Annotated in this window: 14 protein-coding genes; 2 read left to right on the top strand and 12 right to left on the bottom strand. The window is 67.1% G+C overall.

Annotated elements, in window-relative coordinates; translation table 11 throughout:
- Positions 1-2: 2 nt before the first annotated feature.
- From manD to B0E41_RS12440, 9 genes are all read right to left on the bottom strand, one after another.
- Entirely contained in the window at positions 3-1214 is a 1212-nt protein-coding gene (gene manD, locus B0E41_RS12480) for a D-mannonate dehydratase ManD (protein ID WP_077331476.1), read from the bottom strand.
- Positions 1215-1232: 18 nt separating this feature from the next.
- Positions 1233-2756 carry an altronate dehydratase family protein gene (locus B0E41_RS12475; protein WP_077331475.1) on the bottom strand — a complete coding sequence of 508 codons (1524 nt, stop codon included), beginning with the start codon at positions 2754-2756 and terminating at the stop codon, positions 1233-1235.
- Positions 2753-4159: a TRAP transporter large permease gene (locus tag B0E41_RS12470; RefSeq protein ID WP_077331474.1), complete on the bottom strand. Its 1407-nt coding sequence runs from the start codon at positions 4157-4159 to the stop codon at positions 2753-2755. The genes B0E41_RS12475 and B0E41_RS12470 overlap by 4 nt, the downstream gene beginning before the upstream one ends.
- Before the next feature lie 13 nt (positions 4160-4172).
- Positions 4173-4784 (bottom strand): TRAP transporter small permease, encoded by a 612-nt coding sequence (locus B0E41_RS12465; RefSeq protein WP_077331473.1) that lies wholly within the window; start codon positions 4782-4784, stop codon positions 4173-4175.
- A 10-nt stretch (positions 4785-4794) separates the two neighbouring features.
- Positions 4795-5763: a sialic acid TRAP transporter substrate-binding protein SiaP gene (locus B0E41_RS12460; protein ID WP_077331472.1), complete on the bottom strand. Its 969-nt coding sequence runs from the start codon at positions 5761-5763 to the stop codon at positions 4795-4797.
- A 43-nt stretch (positions 5764-5806) separates the two neighbouring features.
- On the bottom strand, positions 5807-6820 hold the full coding sequence (locus tag B0E41_RS12455) for an L-idonate 5-dehydrogenase (RefSeq protein WP_077331471.1): 1014 nt from the start codon (positions 6818-6820) through the stop codon (positions 5807-5809).
- Positions 6817-7536: a FadR/GntR family transcriptional regulator gene (locus tag B0E41_RS12450; protein ID WP_077331470.1), complete on the bottom strand. Its 720-nt coding sequence runs from the start codon at positions 7534-7536 to the stop codon at positions 6817-6819. Before B0E41_RS12450 ends, B0E41_RS12455 begins: the two co-directional genes overlap by 4 nt.
- 196 nt (positions 7537-7732) lie before the next feature.
- Positions 7733-8494, bottom strand: coding sequence for an ABC transporter permease (locus B0E41_RS12445; protein WP_077331532.1), 762 nt, complete (start codon positions 8492-8494; stop codon positions 7733-7735).
- Between the two features lie 11 nt (positions 8495-8505).
- Positions 8506-9483: an ABC transporter ATP-binding protein gene (locus B0E41_RS12440; RefSeq protein ID WP_077331469.1), complete on the bottom strand. Its 978-nt coding sequence runs from the start codon at positions 9481-9483 to the stop codon at positions 8506-8508.
- Between the two features lie 311 nt (positions 9484-9794).
- On the opposite strand from B0E41_RS12440, the gene B0E41_RS12435 reads away from it, so the two are divergent.
- Positions 9795-11594: a monovalent cation:proton antiporter-2 (CPA2) family protein gene (locus B0E41_RS12435; RefSeq protein WP_077331468.1), complete on the top strand. Its 1800-nt coding sequence runs from the start codon at positions 9795-9797 to the stop codon at positions 11592-11594.
- Between the two features lie 121 nt (positions 11595-11715).
- Positions 11716-12810: a PA0069 family radical SAM protein gene (locus B0E41_RS12430; RefSeq protein ID WP_077331467.1), complete on the top strand. Its 1095-nt coding sequence runs from the start codon at positions 11716-11718 to the stop codon at positions 12808-12810.
- A gap of 143 nt (positions 12811-12953) precedes the next feature.
- Here B0E41_RS12430 and B0E41_RS12425 read toward each other — a convergent pair whose 3' ends face one another.
- From B0E41_RS12425 to B0E41_RS12415, 3 genes are read right to left on the bottom strand one after another with little or no spacing between them, the layout of a single operon-like run.
- The gene (locus B0E41_RS12425) at positions 12954-13496 is read right to left on the bottom strand and encodes a response regulator (RefSeq protein WP_077331466.1); all 543 of its coding nucleotides are present in this window, start codon (positions 13494-13496) and stop codon (positions 12954-12956) included.
- Between the two features lie 22 nt (positions 13497-13518).
- A complete protein-coding gene (locus B0E41_RS12420) occupies positions 13519-14382 on the bottom strand; it encodes an HDOD domain-containing protein (RefSeq protein ID WP_171984745.1) in 864 nt (287 codons plus the stop codon).
- Complete coding sequence (locus B0E41_RS12415; protein ID WP_253194810.1) at positions 14379-15320, bottom strand: response regulator; 942 nt, start codon at positions 15318-15320, stop codon at positions 14379-14381. Before B0E41_RS12415 ends, B0E41_RS12420 begins: the two co-directional genes overlap by 4 nt.
- Positions 15321-15328: the final 8 nt, after the last annotated feature.

Here is a 15328-nt window from a genome sequence, read left to right as displayed (position 1 = left end):
CCTCACCAGTTGGTCAGCGTGCCATCGTGCTGCAGGCGGTTCACCGGCAGGTAGGCGCGTTGGTAGGGGTACTTGGCCGCCAGCGCCTCGTCGATGGTCACGCCATGGCCGGGCGTTTCGCCGGGGTGCATGTAGCCGTCCTTGAAGCTGTAGGCGTGGGGGAACACGGCGTCGGTCTCGTCGGTGTGGCGCATGTACTCCTGGATGCCGAAATTGGGCACCCAGAGATCGAAGTTGAGTGCGGCGCCCATGCACACGGGCGACAGGTCGGTGGCACCGTGCGAGCCGGTGCGCACCTGGTAGAGCGCGGCCAGGTCGGCGATGCGGCGCAGGTGGGTGATGCCGCCGGCGTGGACCACGGTGGTGCGGATGTAGTCGATCAGCTGGTTCTGGATCAGGTCCTTGCAGTCCCAGATGGTGTTGAAGATTTCGCCCACGGCCAGCGGCGTGGTGGTGTGCTGGCGGATCAGCCGGAACGACTCCTGGTTTTCGGCCGGCGTGGTGTCTTCCAGCCAGAACAGGCGAAAGGGCTCCAGGTCCTTGCCCAGGCGCGCGGCTTCGATGGGTGTGAGGCGGTGGTGCGCGTCGTGCAGCAGGTGGATGTCGGGGCCCACGGCGGCGCGCACCTTGTCGAACAGCTCGGGCGTGTGGCGCAGGTATTTTTCGGTGGACCAGTCGTGTTCGCTGGGCAGGTCGGCGTCGGCCGGTTCGTAGAACATGCTGCCGCGGCCCACGCCGTACACCTTCTCCAGGCCGGGCACGCCGCTCTGCGCGCGGATCGCCGTGTAGCCCATCTCCTTGTAGCGCAGCACCTCTTCCACGGTCTGCGTGATGTCTTTGCCGTTGGCGTGGCCGTAGACCATCACGCCGGTGCGGCTCTTGCCGCCCAGCAGCTGGTACAGCGGCATGTTGGCGGCCTTGGCCTTGATGTCCCACAGCGCCGTGTCCACACCCGCGATGGCGCTCATGGTCACCGGGCCGCGGCGCCAGTAGGCACCTTTGTAGAGGTACTGCCAGATGTCTTCGATCTGCTGCGGGTCGCGCCCGATCAGGCAGGGAATGACGTGGTCGGTGAGGTAGCTGGCCACGGCGAGTTCGCGGCCGTTGAGCGTGGCGTCGCCGATGCCGGTCAGGCCTTCATCGGTCTCGATTTTCAGGGTCACGAAGTTGCGGCTGGGCGCGCACACGATGACTTTGGCGGCGGTGATCTTCATGGTCTTTCTCTGAAGGGTTTACATGACGGCGCCCAGCGCCCAGGGCACGAACTCGTTCTGGCCGTAGCCGTGTTGTTCGCTCTTGGTCTTGCGGCCCGACGCAGCGGCCAGCATGTCCTGGAAGATGCGTTCGCCCAGTTGCTCCACGCTCTCGCTGCCGTCGATGACGGTGCCGCAGTTGATGTCCATGTCTTCTTCCTGCTTGGCCCACAGCGCGCTGTTGGTGGCCAGCTTGAGCGAGGGCGAGGGCGCGCAGCCATAGGCCGAACCGCGCCCGGTGGTGAAGCAGATGAGGTTGGCGCCGCCCGCCACCTGGCCGGTGGCCGACACCGGGTCGTAGCCCGGCGTGTCCATGTAGACAAAGCCCTTGGCGCTGATGGGCTGGGCGTACTCGTACACATCGACCAGGGGCGTGGTGCCGCCTTTGGCGATGGCGCCCAGCGACTTTTCGAGGATGGTGGTCAGGCCGCCGGCCTTGTTGCCGGCCGAGGGGTTGTTGTCCATCTCGGCGTGGTGGCGGCTGCAGTACTCGGTCCACCAGCGCAGGCGGGCTTCGAGCTTGTCGGCCACGGCTTGCGACACCGCGCGTTGCAGCAGCAGGTGTTCACCGCCATAGATTTCGGGCGTTTCGGACAGCACGGCCGTGCCGCCGTGGCGCACCACCAGGTCCACCGCCGCGCCCAGCGCCGGGTTGGCGCTGATGCCGGAGTAACCGTCGGACCCGCCGCACTGCAAACCCACCACCAGGTGGCTGGCGGGCACGGGCTGTCGCTGCACGGCGTTGGCCTCGGGCAGCAAGGCTTGCACGGCCTCGATGCCGCGCGCCACGCTCTTGGCGGTGCCACCCGTGTCCTGGATGCTGAAGGTCACGAGCTTGGCGCCTTCTCGCAGGCCTTCCTGCGCCAGAAGGCCCTGGATCTGGTTCGTCTCGCAGCCCAGGCCCACCACGATGACGGCGGCGAAGTTGGCGTGCCGCGCGTAACCGGCCAGCGTGCGGCGCAGCACGTGCAGACCCTCGCCTTCGCTGTCGGTGGCACAGCCCGCGCCGTGGGTCAGCGCGACGATGCCATCCACATTGGGGTAGGGCGCCAGCGCCTCGGGGTGGATGTCGCGGCGGAAGTGGTCGGCGATGGCGCGCGCCACGGTGGCCGAGCAGTTCACGCTGGTCAGCACGCCGATGTAGTTGCGCGTGGCCACCCGGCCGTCGGCGCGCACGATGCCGTCGAAGGTGGCCGGCGTGTCCACATAGGCCACCGGCCGCACATCGCCACCCACGCTGTGTCCGCGGTCGAAGCGGCTGAACGCCAGGTTGTGCGAGTGCACATGCTGCCCGGGCGCAATGGCCTGGGTGGCGGTGCCGATGATCTGGTTGTAGCGCCGCACCGGCTCGCCCGCCGCGATGGCGCGCACCGCGATCTTGTGGCCCGGCGGCACCAGGCCCGACACGGTGATGCCTTCGGTCTCGATGCGCGTGCCACCCAGCAACTGCTGGCGGGCGATGACAACGTCGTCGTTCGGATGAATGCGGATGACAGGGTTCATTTCATCAACCCCATTTGCTGTGGCAGCCACAGCGTGAGAGTCGGGATGTAGGTGATGGCGATCAGCGCCAGCATCAGCGGAATCAGCCAGGGCAGGATGGCCATGGTGGTGCGTTCCACCGAGAGCTTGGAAATGCGCGCCAGCACAAAGAGCACCATGCCCAGTGGCGGATGCAGCAAGCCGATCATCAGGTTCAGCGTCATGATCACGCCGAACTGAAGCGGGTCGATGCCGAGCATGACCACGATGGGCAGCAGGATGGGCACCAGGATCGTGATGGCCGCGATGGTGTCGATGAAGCAGCCCACGAACAGGATCAGCAGGTTGGCCAGCAGCAGGAACACCCACTTGTTGCTGGTGATGGAGAGGATCCCGTCGGCCAGGGCCTGCGCGGCCTGCGTGGTGGTGAGCAGCCACGCAAAGATGGACGCGGCGGTGACGATGAACAGCACCGAGGCGGTGGTTTCGATGGTGTCGAAGGTGGCCTGCGCCAGCGTTCTCAGGTTCATGGAACGGTAGCGCACCAGTCCCAGGAACAGCGCCCAGATCACCGCGGCCACGGCGGCTTCGGTGGGCGTGAACCAGCCCATGGTCATGCCGCCGATCAGGATCACCGGCGCCATCAGCGCCAGCACGGCCGAGAAGTTGTACCGCCAGTCCAGCGCCAGCAGCACCACAAAGGCCGTGATGGCCGCCACGTTCACCGACACACCGGCTTTCACGGCCAGCCACACTGCCATGGGAAAGGCCAGCACGATCAGGATCTCCAGCGCGGCGCCGCCCAGGCGACCCCAGTGGAAGGCCACGTCGCCGCCCCAGCCATGGCGGTGGGCGAAGTAGGCCACGGTGATCATCATCAGCACGGTCATGAACACGCCGGGAAGGATGCCTGCGACGAACAGCGCGCCGATCGAGACGTTGGCCATCATCCCGTAGATCACGAAAGGCAGCGAGGGCGGAAAGATCGGGCCCAGCGTGGCAGAGGCAGCGGTCACACCCACCGCAAACTCGGTGGAATAGCCGTGTTCCTTCATGGCCTTGATCTCGATGGAGCCCAGGCCCGCCGCGTCGGCGATGGCCGTGCCCGACATGCCCGAGAAGATCACCGAGCCGATGATGTTGACCTGACCCAGGCCGCCCTTCATCCAGCCCACCAGGGCCACCGCGAAGTTGTAGATGCGGCCGGTGATGCCGGCAATGTTCATCAGGTTGCCGGCCAGGATGAAGAAGGGCACGGCCAGCAGCGGGAAGGACTCGATGCCGGCGATCATGCGCTGGGCCAGCACGATGTCGGGCACGCTGCCCGAGACCAGGATGTAGATCAGCGAGCCGCCCGCCATGGCCACGGCCACCGGCAGGCCGCAGAGCATCAGCCCCAGGAAAGAGACGATCAGGATCAGCATGGTGGGGTTCCGTTCAGGGGGCAGAGCCGTCAAAGAAGCCAGGGTTCTGCAGCGGCGAGAAACCGCGCCGCCCGTTCTCCACGGCCACCTGCACGCCGCGCACGGTCATCAGCGCAAAGCCCGCAAAGGCCAGCCAGTACACATGGCTCTTGTTCCAGTCGATGGTGGTCATGGGCTCGTTGTCCACCGCCAGCGCGTAGCGCGCCACCAGCCAGCAGGCGTAGCCGTAGAAGGCGATGGCCGCCAGGTCCACCGCGGTGGACAGGGCCCGGCCCACCGGGGTGGGCAGGTAGCGGTACACCAGGTTGACCTGGATGTGCCGCGCCCGCCGCACGCACATGGCCGCTCCGATGAAGACCACCGGCATCAGGCAGTACACGGCCAGCTCCTCGGTCCAGGCGAACGAGTCGTTCAGCACGTAGCGGCTGAAGAACTGCAGGAACACCAGGCCGGTCATGATCCAGAAGAAGCCCAGGCAGATCCAGTCTTCGATGCCATAGACCGAGAGATTCACCTGGTGCTGGTCGGCCTCGGCGAAGCTGGAGACCAGCGCTTCCGCGCTGGTCTCGACCGGGTGCGACTCCGCCGCACCACCCACATCGGGCAGCGTGCTTTGAATCGACATGCTGCTTCCCTTACTTCACGGCCTGGATGCGGTCCCAGTCGGCCTTCTGGTAGCCGAACTGCTCGAAGGTCACGTTCTTCAGCACGGTGTCGCGGAACTCGCCGGTGTTCACCTCGGTCACGCTCACGCCCTTGCCGCGGAACACGGCGGCCAGTTCTTTTTCGCGGGCGGCCACTTCTTTCGATGCCTTGGCCGCGGCCTCCTGGGTCACGTCAACGAACATCTTCTTGTCGGCATCCGACAGCTTCTTCCACAGGGCGCCGGCCACCACGGTGTTCAGGTGGTCCACGATGTGGCCGGTCAGCACGATGTGTTTCTGCACCTCGTAGAACTTCTTGGCTTCAATGGTGGGCAGCGGATTCTCCTGGGCCTCCACGGTGCCGTTCTGCAGCGCGAGGTAGACCTCGGCGAACGCGATGGGCGAGGTGTTGGCGCCGCAGGCACGGGGCATGGCCAGGTAGGCCGGCACGTCGGGCACGCGCATCTTCAGGCCCTTCATGTCGGCGCACTTGGTGATGGGCTTGTTGCTCGTGGTGTGGCGGGTGCCGTAGTAGGTGGTGGCGATGATCTCGTGGCCACTCTTCTGCTCATAGCCGGCGGTCAGCTCTTTGTAGATGTCGCTCTTGGTGTAGGCCAGCAGGTGGTCCACGTCGCGGAAGGTGTAGGGGTAGTAGGTGACGCCGATGCGCGGGAAGGCCTTGGCCGCAAAGCTGGAGCCCGAGATGATGATGTCCACCGTGCCCAGGGTCAGGCCCTGGTTGATGTCGTTTTCCTTGCCCAACTGCGAGGCGGGGTACACGTCGATCTGGTAGCGGCCGGCGCTGCGCTTCTTGATCTCTTCGGCCGCCCACACCGACGCGGTGTGGAAGGGCTCGGATGTCTCGTACACGTGGGCCCATTTGAGCTTGGTCTGAGCGAAGGCGGGTGCGGCGGCAATCAGGCTCGCGGCCACGGCCAGGGTGATGCGTGTGGTGTTCATTCGGTGTCTCCTGTCGTTGTGGAAAAAAGTGAGTCAACCGGCGCTAGCCAGGGATGAGCTGCACCTTGGTGCTGCGGCTGCGGTCCAAAGCCAAATCGAAGGCCGCCTTCGATTCGCTGATCGGGATCTGTGCGCTGATGAGCGGGCGCACGTCGGCGCGCCGGCTGCGGATGGCCTGGACGGCCCAGTCGAATTCGATGTCGGCGCGGAACGCACCCACGTAGTCGAGCTCGCGGGTCATGATGTCGTTGGCCGGAAAGGGCAGCTCGGGCGGCAGCGTGCCGACCTGCACGATGCGGCCACCGCGGCGCACGGCCGACAAGCAGCCGGCCAGCGCGGCGGGGTGGCCCGCGGCCTCGATGGCCACATCGACCTGGCCTGGCCATGCGCGGGTGTCGGGTTGTGCCTCGTCGGCGCCCACGGTGATCGCCATGTCACGCGCCCGGTCGCTCGGGTCGCTGCAGAGCACGCGGCCGGCGCCGGCCAGCCGCGCGGCGATCACCGCCATGCAGCCGATGGTGCCCGCGCCCGTGACCAGCACCGTGGCGCCCAGCACGTTGCCGGCGCGGCGCACCGCGTGCAGCCCCACCGACAGCGGCTCGGTGCAGGCGATCTCTCCCAGGCTCACGTCTTCCATCACCGGCGTGAGTTGCGATTCACCCACCACGAACTGTTCCCTGAACAGGCCCGGGAGGTGCGGAAAAATCGCCGCGCTGCCCAGGAACACCATCTGTTCGCAGAGGTTGCTGCGGCCCGCACGGCAGGCGGGGCACACGCCGCAAGGGTGGGCCGGGTTCACGGCCACTTTCTGGCCCGGCCGCACCCGCGTGACACCGGCCCCGACGGCTTCCACCACGCCCGAAGCCTCATGACCGGGCACGAAGGGCGCGCGGATGGCGAACACGCCCGCGCGGCCGTGCTGGTAGTAGTGCAGGTCCGAGCCGCAGATGCCGCCCGCGCCCAGGCGCAGGCGCACCTGGCCCGCCGCCGGTTCGACCTGGGGCAACTGCTCGACGCTCAGTTGCAGAGGACCGTGCAGGGTGCAGGCGAGGCTCATGCAAGACTCCTGTGAGCTTCGGTTTCAGTGGGTGCGGTCCAGCCGGCGGAGAAGCGCTCGTGGGAATGCTCCAGGTGGCTGCTCATGGCCTTGCGCGCGGCCTGCGGGTCGTGGCGCTCGATGGCTTTGACCACGGCGCGGTGTTCGGCCACGGCCTGCTTCCAGGTGGTTTCGCGTTCGAAGTGGCTGCCCAGGCGGGAGAACAGCGGGCCATTGCGTTCGTCGAAGAGTTGTGTGACGACGGCCAGCAAGGGGCTGTTGTCGTTGGCCTGGGCGATGCGCAGATGGAAGTTGCGGTCGCCGCTGATGGGCAGGGTCCGTGCGGCGATGTCGCTTTCCATCTCGCGCAGGCTCTCTTCCAGGTCGGGCACCAGGGTGCTGTCTTCGCTGCGCGCGGCCACGGCGGCCAGTTCACATTCGATCAGCTGGCGCGCCCGGATGATCTCCAGTGGACCGTGGGCGTTGTCCAGCCGCCGCACCGGCTCGCGGGCGATGACCACGATGCCCGAGCCCACGCGCACCTCGATCAGCCCCTGGACTTCGAGCGCGATCAGCGCCTCCCGCACGGACGGCCGCGACACGCCCATCTTCAAGGCCAGTTCGCGTTCGGCGGGCAAGCGAGAGCCCACGGCGAACTCGCCGCTCTGGATGAGTTGGCGCAGTTGGTCTGCGATCTGTCGGTAGAGCCGGCGTGGCTCGATGGCTTGGAACGGCATGGCTGTATTTGGTAAATTGGTAAGACCAATTGACCGCAGTCTAGGCCGTGCCAGAGGCTGTGCGTGCTGGGGTTTACCCGGGTGAGATGGGGCGATCGGGCCGCGCTGCGACCGCGAGAGGTTGCTGCAGACCTCAAAGAAAAGGGCCAGACCCCGGAAGGTCTGGCCCTTTGAAAGGGAAGCCAGGGAGAGGCGCTCAGCGCCGGATGCGGTGCCCCGTCTTGAACACCCACCACACCACGCCCAGGCAGGCGAACATGAAGATCAGCGTCATGCCGGTGCTGATGCCGATGTGCACGTCGGCCGCGCCGTAGAAGGCCCAGCGCAGGCCGCTGATGAGGTAGACCACCGGGTTGAACAGCGACACCGTCTGCCACGGCTCAGGCAGCATGTTGATGCTGTAGAACGCGCCGCCCAGGAAGGTCAGCGGCGTGATGACGAGCAGCGGGATCACCTGCAGTTTCTGGAAGCTGTCGGCCCATAAGCCGATGATGAAACCGAACAGGCAGAAGGTGATGGCGGTGAGCAGCAGGAAGCCCACCATCCACACCGGGTGCGCAATCTCATAGGGCACGAACCCGCGCGCGGTCAGCAGGATCAGCACGCCGAGCATCAGGCTCTTGCTGGCCGCCGCGCCCACATAACCCAGCAGCACCTCGACCCAGTTCACCGGTGCGCTCAGCAGTTCGTAGATGGTGCCCGACCACTTGGGCATGTAGATGCCGAAGGCGGCGTTGGAAATGCTCTCGCTCAGCAGCGAGAGCATGAGCAGGCCGGGGATGATGTAGGCGCCGTAGCTCACGCCACCGATGTCGCCCATGCGCGAGCCGATGGCCGAGCCGAAGACGATGAAGTAGAGCGAGGTAGAGAGCACCGGCGCGATGATGCTCTGCATCCAGGTGCGGAAGGCGCGGTTCATCTCGAACATGTAGATGGCGCGCACGGCGTGCAGGTTCAAACCTTTCATGTTCAGGCGCTCGCTTTCTGTTCGTCTTGTGGTTCATGCACCAGGCTCACGAAGATGTCTTCGAGCGAGCTCTCGCTGGATCGCAAATCCTTGAAGCCGATGCCTTGCTCGCCCAGCGCGGCCAGCAGCTCGGCGATGCCGGTGTCGTCTTTCTGCGCGTCGAAGCTGTAGGTCAGCGTCAGGCCGTCGGTCGACAGCGCGAGCGGCCACGACGCGAGCGTGGGTGGTACCGCCGTCAGGGGATGTTGCAGCGACAGCGCCAGCTGCTTCTGGCCGAGCTGGCGCATGAGCACCGCCTTGTCTTCCACCACGATCAGCTCGCCTTTGCGGATCACGCCGATGCGGTCGGCCATGTCTTCGGCCTCTTCGATGTAGTGCGTGGTGAGGATGATGGTGGTGCCGGCCTCGCGCAGCTCGCGCACCAGGCGCCACATGTCGTGCCGCAGCTCCACGTCCACGCCCGCGCTGGGCTCGTCGAGGAACAGGATCTTGGGCTCGTGCGAGAGCGCCTTGGCGATCAGCACGCGGCGCTTCATGCCGCCCGAGAGCGTCATGATCTTGTTGTCTTTCTTGTCCCAGAGCGAGAGGTCTTTGAGGAGCTTCTCGATGTAGGCCGGGTGGGGTGCCTGGCCAAACAGGCCGCGGCTGAAGTTCACCGTGGCCCACACGGTTTCGAACGCGTCGGTGTGCAGCTCCTGCGGCACCAGGCCGATGGTGGCGCGCGCGGCGCGGTAGTCACGCACGGTGTCGTGTCCGTCGGCGGTGATCTGGCCTTCGGTCGCGTTGGTGATGCCGCACACGGTGCTGATGAGCGTGGTCTTGCCGGCGCCGTTGGGGCCGAGCAGCGCAAAGATTTCGCCGCGACGGATATCGAGGTTCACGTTCTTCAGCGCCTGGAAGCCGCCGGCGTAGGTCTTGCTCACGCCTCGGATGCTGACGATGGCGTCGGCCGTGGCGACCGCGACAGGAGATGGGGTCATGGCGTGCGGGACGTTGGGAGGTTGGACTGCCGCGCGGGTCCGACCGATGGAGGCGGATGGCGGCAGGTGTGTGGGAGCTGCACTTTATACCGGTGGTGGAACGACCTTGCAGCGCCGGGGTTGAGTGCGCCTTCGGGGCCTCGGGCACTGTGGGCCTATTCCCGCGTCGGCCACACGCACGGGCGCCGCACCACCGACAATGCGGCGGGACGCTGCGGGGTGGAGGCCCTGCACCGGCCACGGATGCGGCGGTAGCAGCCGCTTCGCGCGCAGGCCAGGCCCGGACAACACGGAACACGAGGAGACGCTCTATGGCGGTGGAAGGTGGGGGCGGCGATCTGCTGCCGGTGGTGATGTTGCTGGGCGCGGCCGTGGTGGCGGTGCCTTTGTTCAAGCGGCTGGGGCTGGGCTCGGTGCTGGGTTACCTGGCGGCGGGTCTGGCCATCGGGCCGTTCGGTCTGGGCTGGTTCAACGACCCGCAGACCATCCTGCACACGGCCGAACTCGGCGTGGTGATGTTCCTGTTCATCATCGGGCTGGAGATGCGGCCCTCTCACCTGTGGAGCCTGCGGCGCGCGATCTTCGGCCTGGGCAGCCTGCAGGCGGTGGTCTGCGGCACGCTGCTGACGCTGGTGGGCGTGGCCTTCGGTTTTTCCTTGACGGTGTCCTTCGTCAGCGCCATGGGCTTCGTGCTCACCTCCACCGCCATCGTGATGCAGCTGCTCGGCGAGCGCGGCGATGTGGCGGCGCCGCGCGGGCAGAAGATCGTGGCCGTGCTGCTGTTTGAAGACCTGCTCATCGTGCCGCTGCTGGCGCTGGTGGCCTTTCTCGCGCCGCCCGTGGCAGGCGAACTCCCGGGCGAGGTGGCGGCCGCCGGCTCGCGCTGGGCCGCGGTGGGCCTGGCCCTCGGGGCGGTTGCGGTGCTGGTGGTGGTGGGCCTGTGGCTGCTCAATCCGCTGTTCCGGGTGCTGGCCAACGCCAAGGCGCGCGAGGTGATGACGGCGGCCGCGCTGCTGGTGGTGCTGGGCGCGGCGCTGCTGATGCAGTTGGGCGGGCTGTCCATGGCCTTGGGCGCCTTCCTCGCGGGCGTGCTGCTCTCGGAGTCCACCTTCCGGCACCAGCTGGAGGCCGATGTCGAGCCCTTCCGTGGCCTCTTGCTCGGCCTGTTTTTCCTCGGGGTGGGCATGTCGCTGGACCTGGCCGTGGTCGCACGCAACGGGCCGCTCATCGTGGCCGGCGTGCTGTCGCTGATGGCGGTCAAGGCGCTGTGCATCTACGGCGTGGCTCGGCTGGCGAAGAGTTCGCACGCCGACGCGCTGGACCGCGCCGTGCTCATGGCCCAGGGCGGCGAGTTCGCCTTCGTGCTGTTCGCCGCGGCGCTGGCCGCGGGTGTGATCGACCCGGTGGTCAACGCCAACATGACGGCCATCGTGGTGATGTCGATGGCATTGACGCCGCTCACCGTGTTGCTGCACCAGCGCTTTGCATCGCGCGCCGAGGTCTCGATGGAGGGCGTGGAGGCGGTGAGCGAACACACCGCCAGCGTGCTGATCATCGGCTTCGGCCGCGTCGGTCAGATCGCCAGCCAGGGTGTGCTGGCGCGGGGCGCCACGCTGACCATCATCGACAACGACACACAGATGATCCGCGACGCGCAGGCCTACGGTTTCAAGGTCTATTACGGCGACGGCAGCCGCGAAGACGTGCTGCATGCGGCCGGTGCCCACACCGCGAGCGCGATCCTGGTGTGCCTCGATGACAAGGCGGCGGCGACGCGCATCGCCGAGATCGCCAAGGAGGTCTGCCCGCAGGCGCGCGTGCTGGTGCGCGCCTTCGATCGCGAGCACGCGGTGGCGCTGGCCAAGGCCGGGGCCGACTGCTTCGTGCGCGAGACCTTCGAGTCGGCCATGGTGATGGGCCGCCAGGCGGTGCTCGCCACCGGCGCGAGTGAAGAGGAGGCCGATGAGCTCATGGAGCGCGTGCGCCGCCGCGACGCAGAGCGCTTCGATCTGGAGGTGGCCGGCGGCCTGTTCGCCGGTCGCGCGCTGATCCTCGGGAACCTGGCGAAACGGGACGCCGCGCGGGACAGCGGTCAGACCGTCACCCCATGAAGCGGTGCGGGCACCCGCGCCGGGGGATGAGGTGACCGCGGACACCTGACCGCCCAGCGGTTCGGGCTTGGCATGGGTACTGATGTTTTGTACAGTACCCAGTCTTCACCGACCGCTGCCCATGCCCGACATCCACATTCCCCTGCACGCCCTCAAAGGGCGCGGCGTGGCACACCGCCAGCCGCACCGTTTCGAGCGCGACACCCGCGACGCGTTCGACGACGGCTGGGGCACGCTCGACGAAGGCCAGGCCGCGGGCGATGAAGCCGCCGCGCCGGCCACGCAGGTGACGTTTGAAGACGCAAAGAGCGCCATCACCCGCAACGACTCGCCCGACATCGGCTTCACCCTCGGCCTCAACCCCTACCGGGGCTGCGAGCACGGCTGTATCTACTGCTACGCGCGGCCCACGCACAGCTACCTCAACCTCTCGCCGGGGCTCGACTTCGAAACCCGGCTGGTGGCCAAGCGCAACATCGCCGAGGTGCTGCGCAGCGAGCTGCTGCGCCCCGCCTACACGCCCGATCTGCTGGCCATCGGGACCGTGACCGATGCCTACCAGCCCATCGAGCGCGAGCTGCGCTTGACCCGTCAGGTGCTGGAGGTGCTGCACACCGCCCGCCACCCGCTGGCGATGGTGACCAAGGGCAGCGGCGTGGAGCGTGACCTCGACCTGCTCGCGCCCATGGGCGCGCAGGGGCTGGCCGCGGTCTACGTGACCATCACCACGCTCGATTCAAAACTTGCGCGCATCCTGGAGCCGCGCGCCGCCGCGCCGCACCGGCGGCTGCGCACCATCCGCACGCTGTCCGAGGCGGGTGTGCCCACGGGTGTGAGCGTGTCGCCACAGATTCCCTTCATCAACGACGACATGGAGCGCGTGCTCGAAGCGGCCTACGAGGCGGGCGCAAGGCGCGCGTTCTACCAGGTGCTGCGCCTGCCCTGGGAGCTGAGCGACATGTTCCGGCAGTGGCTGGCGCTGCACTACCCCGACCGCGCCGCGCGCGTGATGGCGCGCATCCAGGACATGCGTGGCGGCAAAGACTATGACGCCGACTTCGCCACCCGCATGAAAGGCCAGGGCATCTGGTCCGAGCTGCTGCGCCAGCGCTTCGTGAAAACCTGCGACCGGCTCGGCTTCAACCGAGGGCGCGAACCGCTGGACGCCACGCAGTTCCGGCCCGCAGCGCTGCAAGGGCAGAGCGATCTGTTCTGAAACGTTTGTCATGCTGGAGGTGTGTCACACCGACAGCATGGAATGGTCCACCCAGGGGCACCGCCGGGCCGGCTTCGCCGGACGGCCAGTGCCGCCCCCCTTGAGGGGGGTCGCGCGCAGCGCGGCAGGGGGTGCTCCTACCTCTACCGCATGATCACGCACCCGTCGGCGTCCCACTCCACCTGGGTGATGCCGGGTTCCATGGCTTCGAGCCTGCGCCGCTCCAGCTCTTCGGGGCTGAGCTTGGATTGGCTGGCGACCCACTGCGTGGCCTGGTCGTGCCGTGCACGTTGCTCCATGCTGAAGGCCATGGCGGACGACATGTGGCGAACCAGCTCTTCGGTCTCCCAGGGCTTGGTCAGGTAGCGGTACAGGCCGAACTTGTTCACGGCCTCTTGCGCTGTCGAAAAGTCCGCCGTTCCGGTCAAGATCATCCGCACGCACCCGGGCTGCAAGTCCGCCGCCAAGGCCAGCAGTTCCATGCCACCCATGTTGGGCATGCGCAAGTCGCTGACGATGACGTCAACACGTTGGGCCATCAGTTCGCCGATGGCGTCCGCACCGCTGTTGCAGGTCACGATCTTCACCTGGTTTCCCAGGGGGCCGCGCAAGGTTCGGTGCAAGGCGCGGACGATGGACTCCTCGTCATCGACGAGAAGGATGCTGCCTTGAAGAGGATGGTTCATGGGGTCGCTCCAATCAGGTTTTTCAGGCGCAGGCCATGAGCTGCAGCTCGGCGCAGACACGCTCCGCCAGATGGCGAAGACGTTGTTCGCTGGTGCCCAGCACGGACCACAGCGGGTCCGCCAGCAGGGTCTCGATGTCGATGGGGGATGTGTCCAGACCGTGGGCCATGTGGTTGGCCAGGTGCCCCAGGTCGGAGAACGCCAGCCGCTGTCCTGCGGTGATGGGTGCAGGTGCGTGGTGACCGGCGATCGCCTCGGAAATGTGGGCCGGAAAGTTCCATTGCCGGGCCACAGCCGCACCCACCTCGGGGTGCGCCACGCCAAACACGCGGCGCTCCGCTTCGTGCATGGGCACACCTTGCGAGCGGCAGAGCCGCAGCGCGTGCGCCTGCAGTTCCGGGCTGGTCATGGCCAACACCAGCTGGCCCACGTCGTGCAGCAGGCCGAGCAGAAAGGCCTCGCCGGCATCGAGCGACGTGAGCTTGGCCAGCTCCCGGGCCGTGAGTGCCGTGCACAAGGTGTGACGCCAGTAGGTGTCGAAGCAGAAGCCCTCGCAGCGCAACGACCCCAGGGTCGACCGCAGGGACACCGCGGCCAGTGTGCTCGCGACCGTGCGCACACCCAGCATCTGGACCGCGTCGCCGATGCGCGAGACCTTGCCTGGCACCCCGTAGAAAGCGGAATTGGCCAGGCGCAGGACACGGACCGTCAGGGCCTGATCGCGTTCGATGGCCTCGATGCAGGCCGACGCAGGCACGTTGTCCTCACTCAGCACCTTGACCGCCGCGATGAAGGCGCTGGGCAGCGAAGGCAACTGCACGATGCACCGCGCCCAGGCGGCGGGTTCCAGCTGCGTCAGCGGGGCTTCCAGTACAGCGTTGTTCATGCGAAGTCCCCCGACGGCACCACCAGGGTGTCTGATTCCAGTTGCACGAGTATCAGTTGGCCCAGGGGGCGCCCCTGGCCGACCATCGGGCGTATCCAGACCTTGGCGTCGTGCCCCCCGATGTTGGTGTGCAGCCCCTCGTGGCCGTCGCGTTTCGCGGCCGATTCGAGCACGGTCAGTACCTGCTGCATCGATGGCTCGGGATCGCCCCCCAACGCTGACGCCCAGTGGGGCCATTGGCGCACGGCCAAGCGATTGACGTACGCCAGCATGCCGTCGTCTCCGATGCCGAACACCGCCATGGGCAAGACATCCAGTGCATCCCTGGAGGCGCCGGCGGCGTTCTGCATGGCCTGCCTGAGCTCGCTTTCGTCGCGCACCACGCGTTCGAGCCGCTGATTGGCGATGGCGAGCTCGCGGTTGGCCCGGTGGACCGCTTCGCTGAGGCGGCGGTTTTCTGCGGCGAGTTCGCTTTGTTCGAAGGCCTGCGACACGTGGTGGCGCAAGAGATCGTCGTCCCATGGCTTGGTCAGGAACTTGTACACGGCACCCTCGTTCACCGCCTCGATGATCGACTCCAGGTCGGTGTAACCCGACAGGGTGATGCGCACGGTGTGGGGGTACAAGCGCCGTGCCTCGCGCATGAATTCGATGCCGGTCATGCCGGGCATGCGCTGGTCGGACAGGATCACGTTCACAGGTTGCTTAGCGAGCAGCGCCAGTCCTTCTGCGCCGCTGGTGGCGGTGAGAATGTGGTAGCCATCGCGGCGGAACAGGCGCTTGAGCGCCGACAGGATCGACGCTTCGTCGTCCACCAGCAGCAGCGTGCGCCGGTGCGGTGGCGTGGCCGGCCGGTCATGGGTGGGGCTCACTGGAGTACCTTCGCCCTGCGGGCTGCGGTGCGAGCTGGCTTGGGAACGGCCCGGCGCTGCGCTCATGGGGAGCG

It is taken from the genome of Hydrogenophaga sp. A37 (assembly GCF_002001205.1).
Classification (GTDB): Bacteria; Pseudomonadota; Gammaproteobacteria; order Burkholderiales; family Burkholderiaceae_C; genus Hydrogenophaga.
Note: the sequence above shows the minus strand (reverse complement) of the source record. Positions and strands in the feature narration are given on the sequence as shown.

Excerpts from the sequence above, each read along its gene's own strand:
- B0E41_RS12450 (WP_077331470.1), bottom strand. The coding sequence starts at position 7,536 with ATGCCGTTCCAAGCCATCGAGCCACGCCGGCTCTACCGACAGATCGCA.
- B0E41_RS12470 (WP_077331474.1), bottom strand. The coding sequence starts at position 4,159 with ATGCTGATCCTGATCGTCTCTTTCCTGGGGCTGATGCTCTGCGGCCTG.
- B0E41_RS12420 (WP_171984745.1), bottom strand. The coding sequence starts at position 14,382 with ATGAACAACGCTGTACTGGAAGCCCCGCTGACGCAGCTGGAACCCGCC.
- B0E41_RS12430 (WP_077331467.1), top strand. The coding sequence starts at position 11,716 with ATGCCCGACATCCACATTCCCCTGCACGCCCTCAAAGGGCGCGGCGTG.
- B0E41_RS12425 (WP_077331466.1), bottom strand. The coding sequence starts at position 13,496 with ATGAACCATCCTCTTCAAGGCAGCATCCTTCTCGTCGATGACGAGGAG.
- B0E41_RS12465 (WP_077331473.1), bottom strand. The coding sequence starts at position 4,784 with ATGTCGATTCAAAGCACGCTGCCCGATGTGGGTGGTGCGGCGGAGTCG.
- B0E41_RS12440 (WP_077331469.1), bottom strand. The coding sequence starts at position 9,483 with ATGACCCCATCTCCTGTCGCGGTCGCCACGGCCGACGCCATCGTCAGC.
- B0E41_RS12475 (WP_077331475.1), bottom strand. The coding sequence starts at position 2,756 with ATGAACCCTGTCATCCGCATTCATCCGAACGACGACGTTGTCATCGCC.
- B0E41_RS12460 (WP_077331472.1), bottom strand. The coding sequence starts at position 5,763 with ATGAACACCACACGCATCACCCTGGCCGTGGCCGCGAGCCTGATTGCC.
- manD (WP_077331476.1), bottom strand. The coding sequence starts at position 1,214 with ATGAAGATCACCGCCGCCAAAGTCATCGTGTGCGCGCCCAGCCGCAAC.
- B0E41_RS12455 (WP_077331471.1), bottom strand. The coding sequence starts at position 6,820 with ATGAGCCTCGCCTGCACCCTGCACGGTCCTCTGCAACTGAGCGTCGAG.
- B0E41_RS12415 (WP_253194810.1), bottom strand. The coding sequence starts at position 15,320 with ATGAGCGCAGCGCCGGGCCGTTCCCAAGCCAGCTCGCACCGCAGCCCG.
- B0E41_RS12435 (WP_077331468.1), top strand. The coding sequence starts at position 9,795 with ATGGCGGTGGAAGGTGGGGGCGGCGATCTGCTGCCGGTGGTGATGTTG.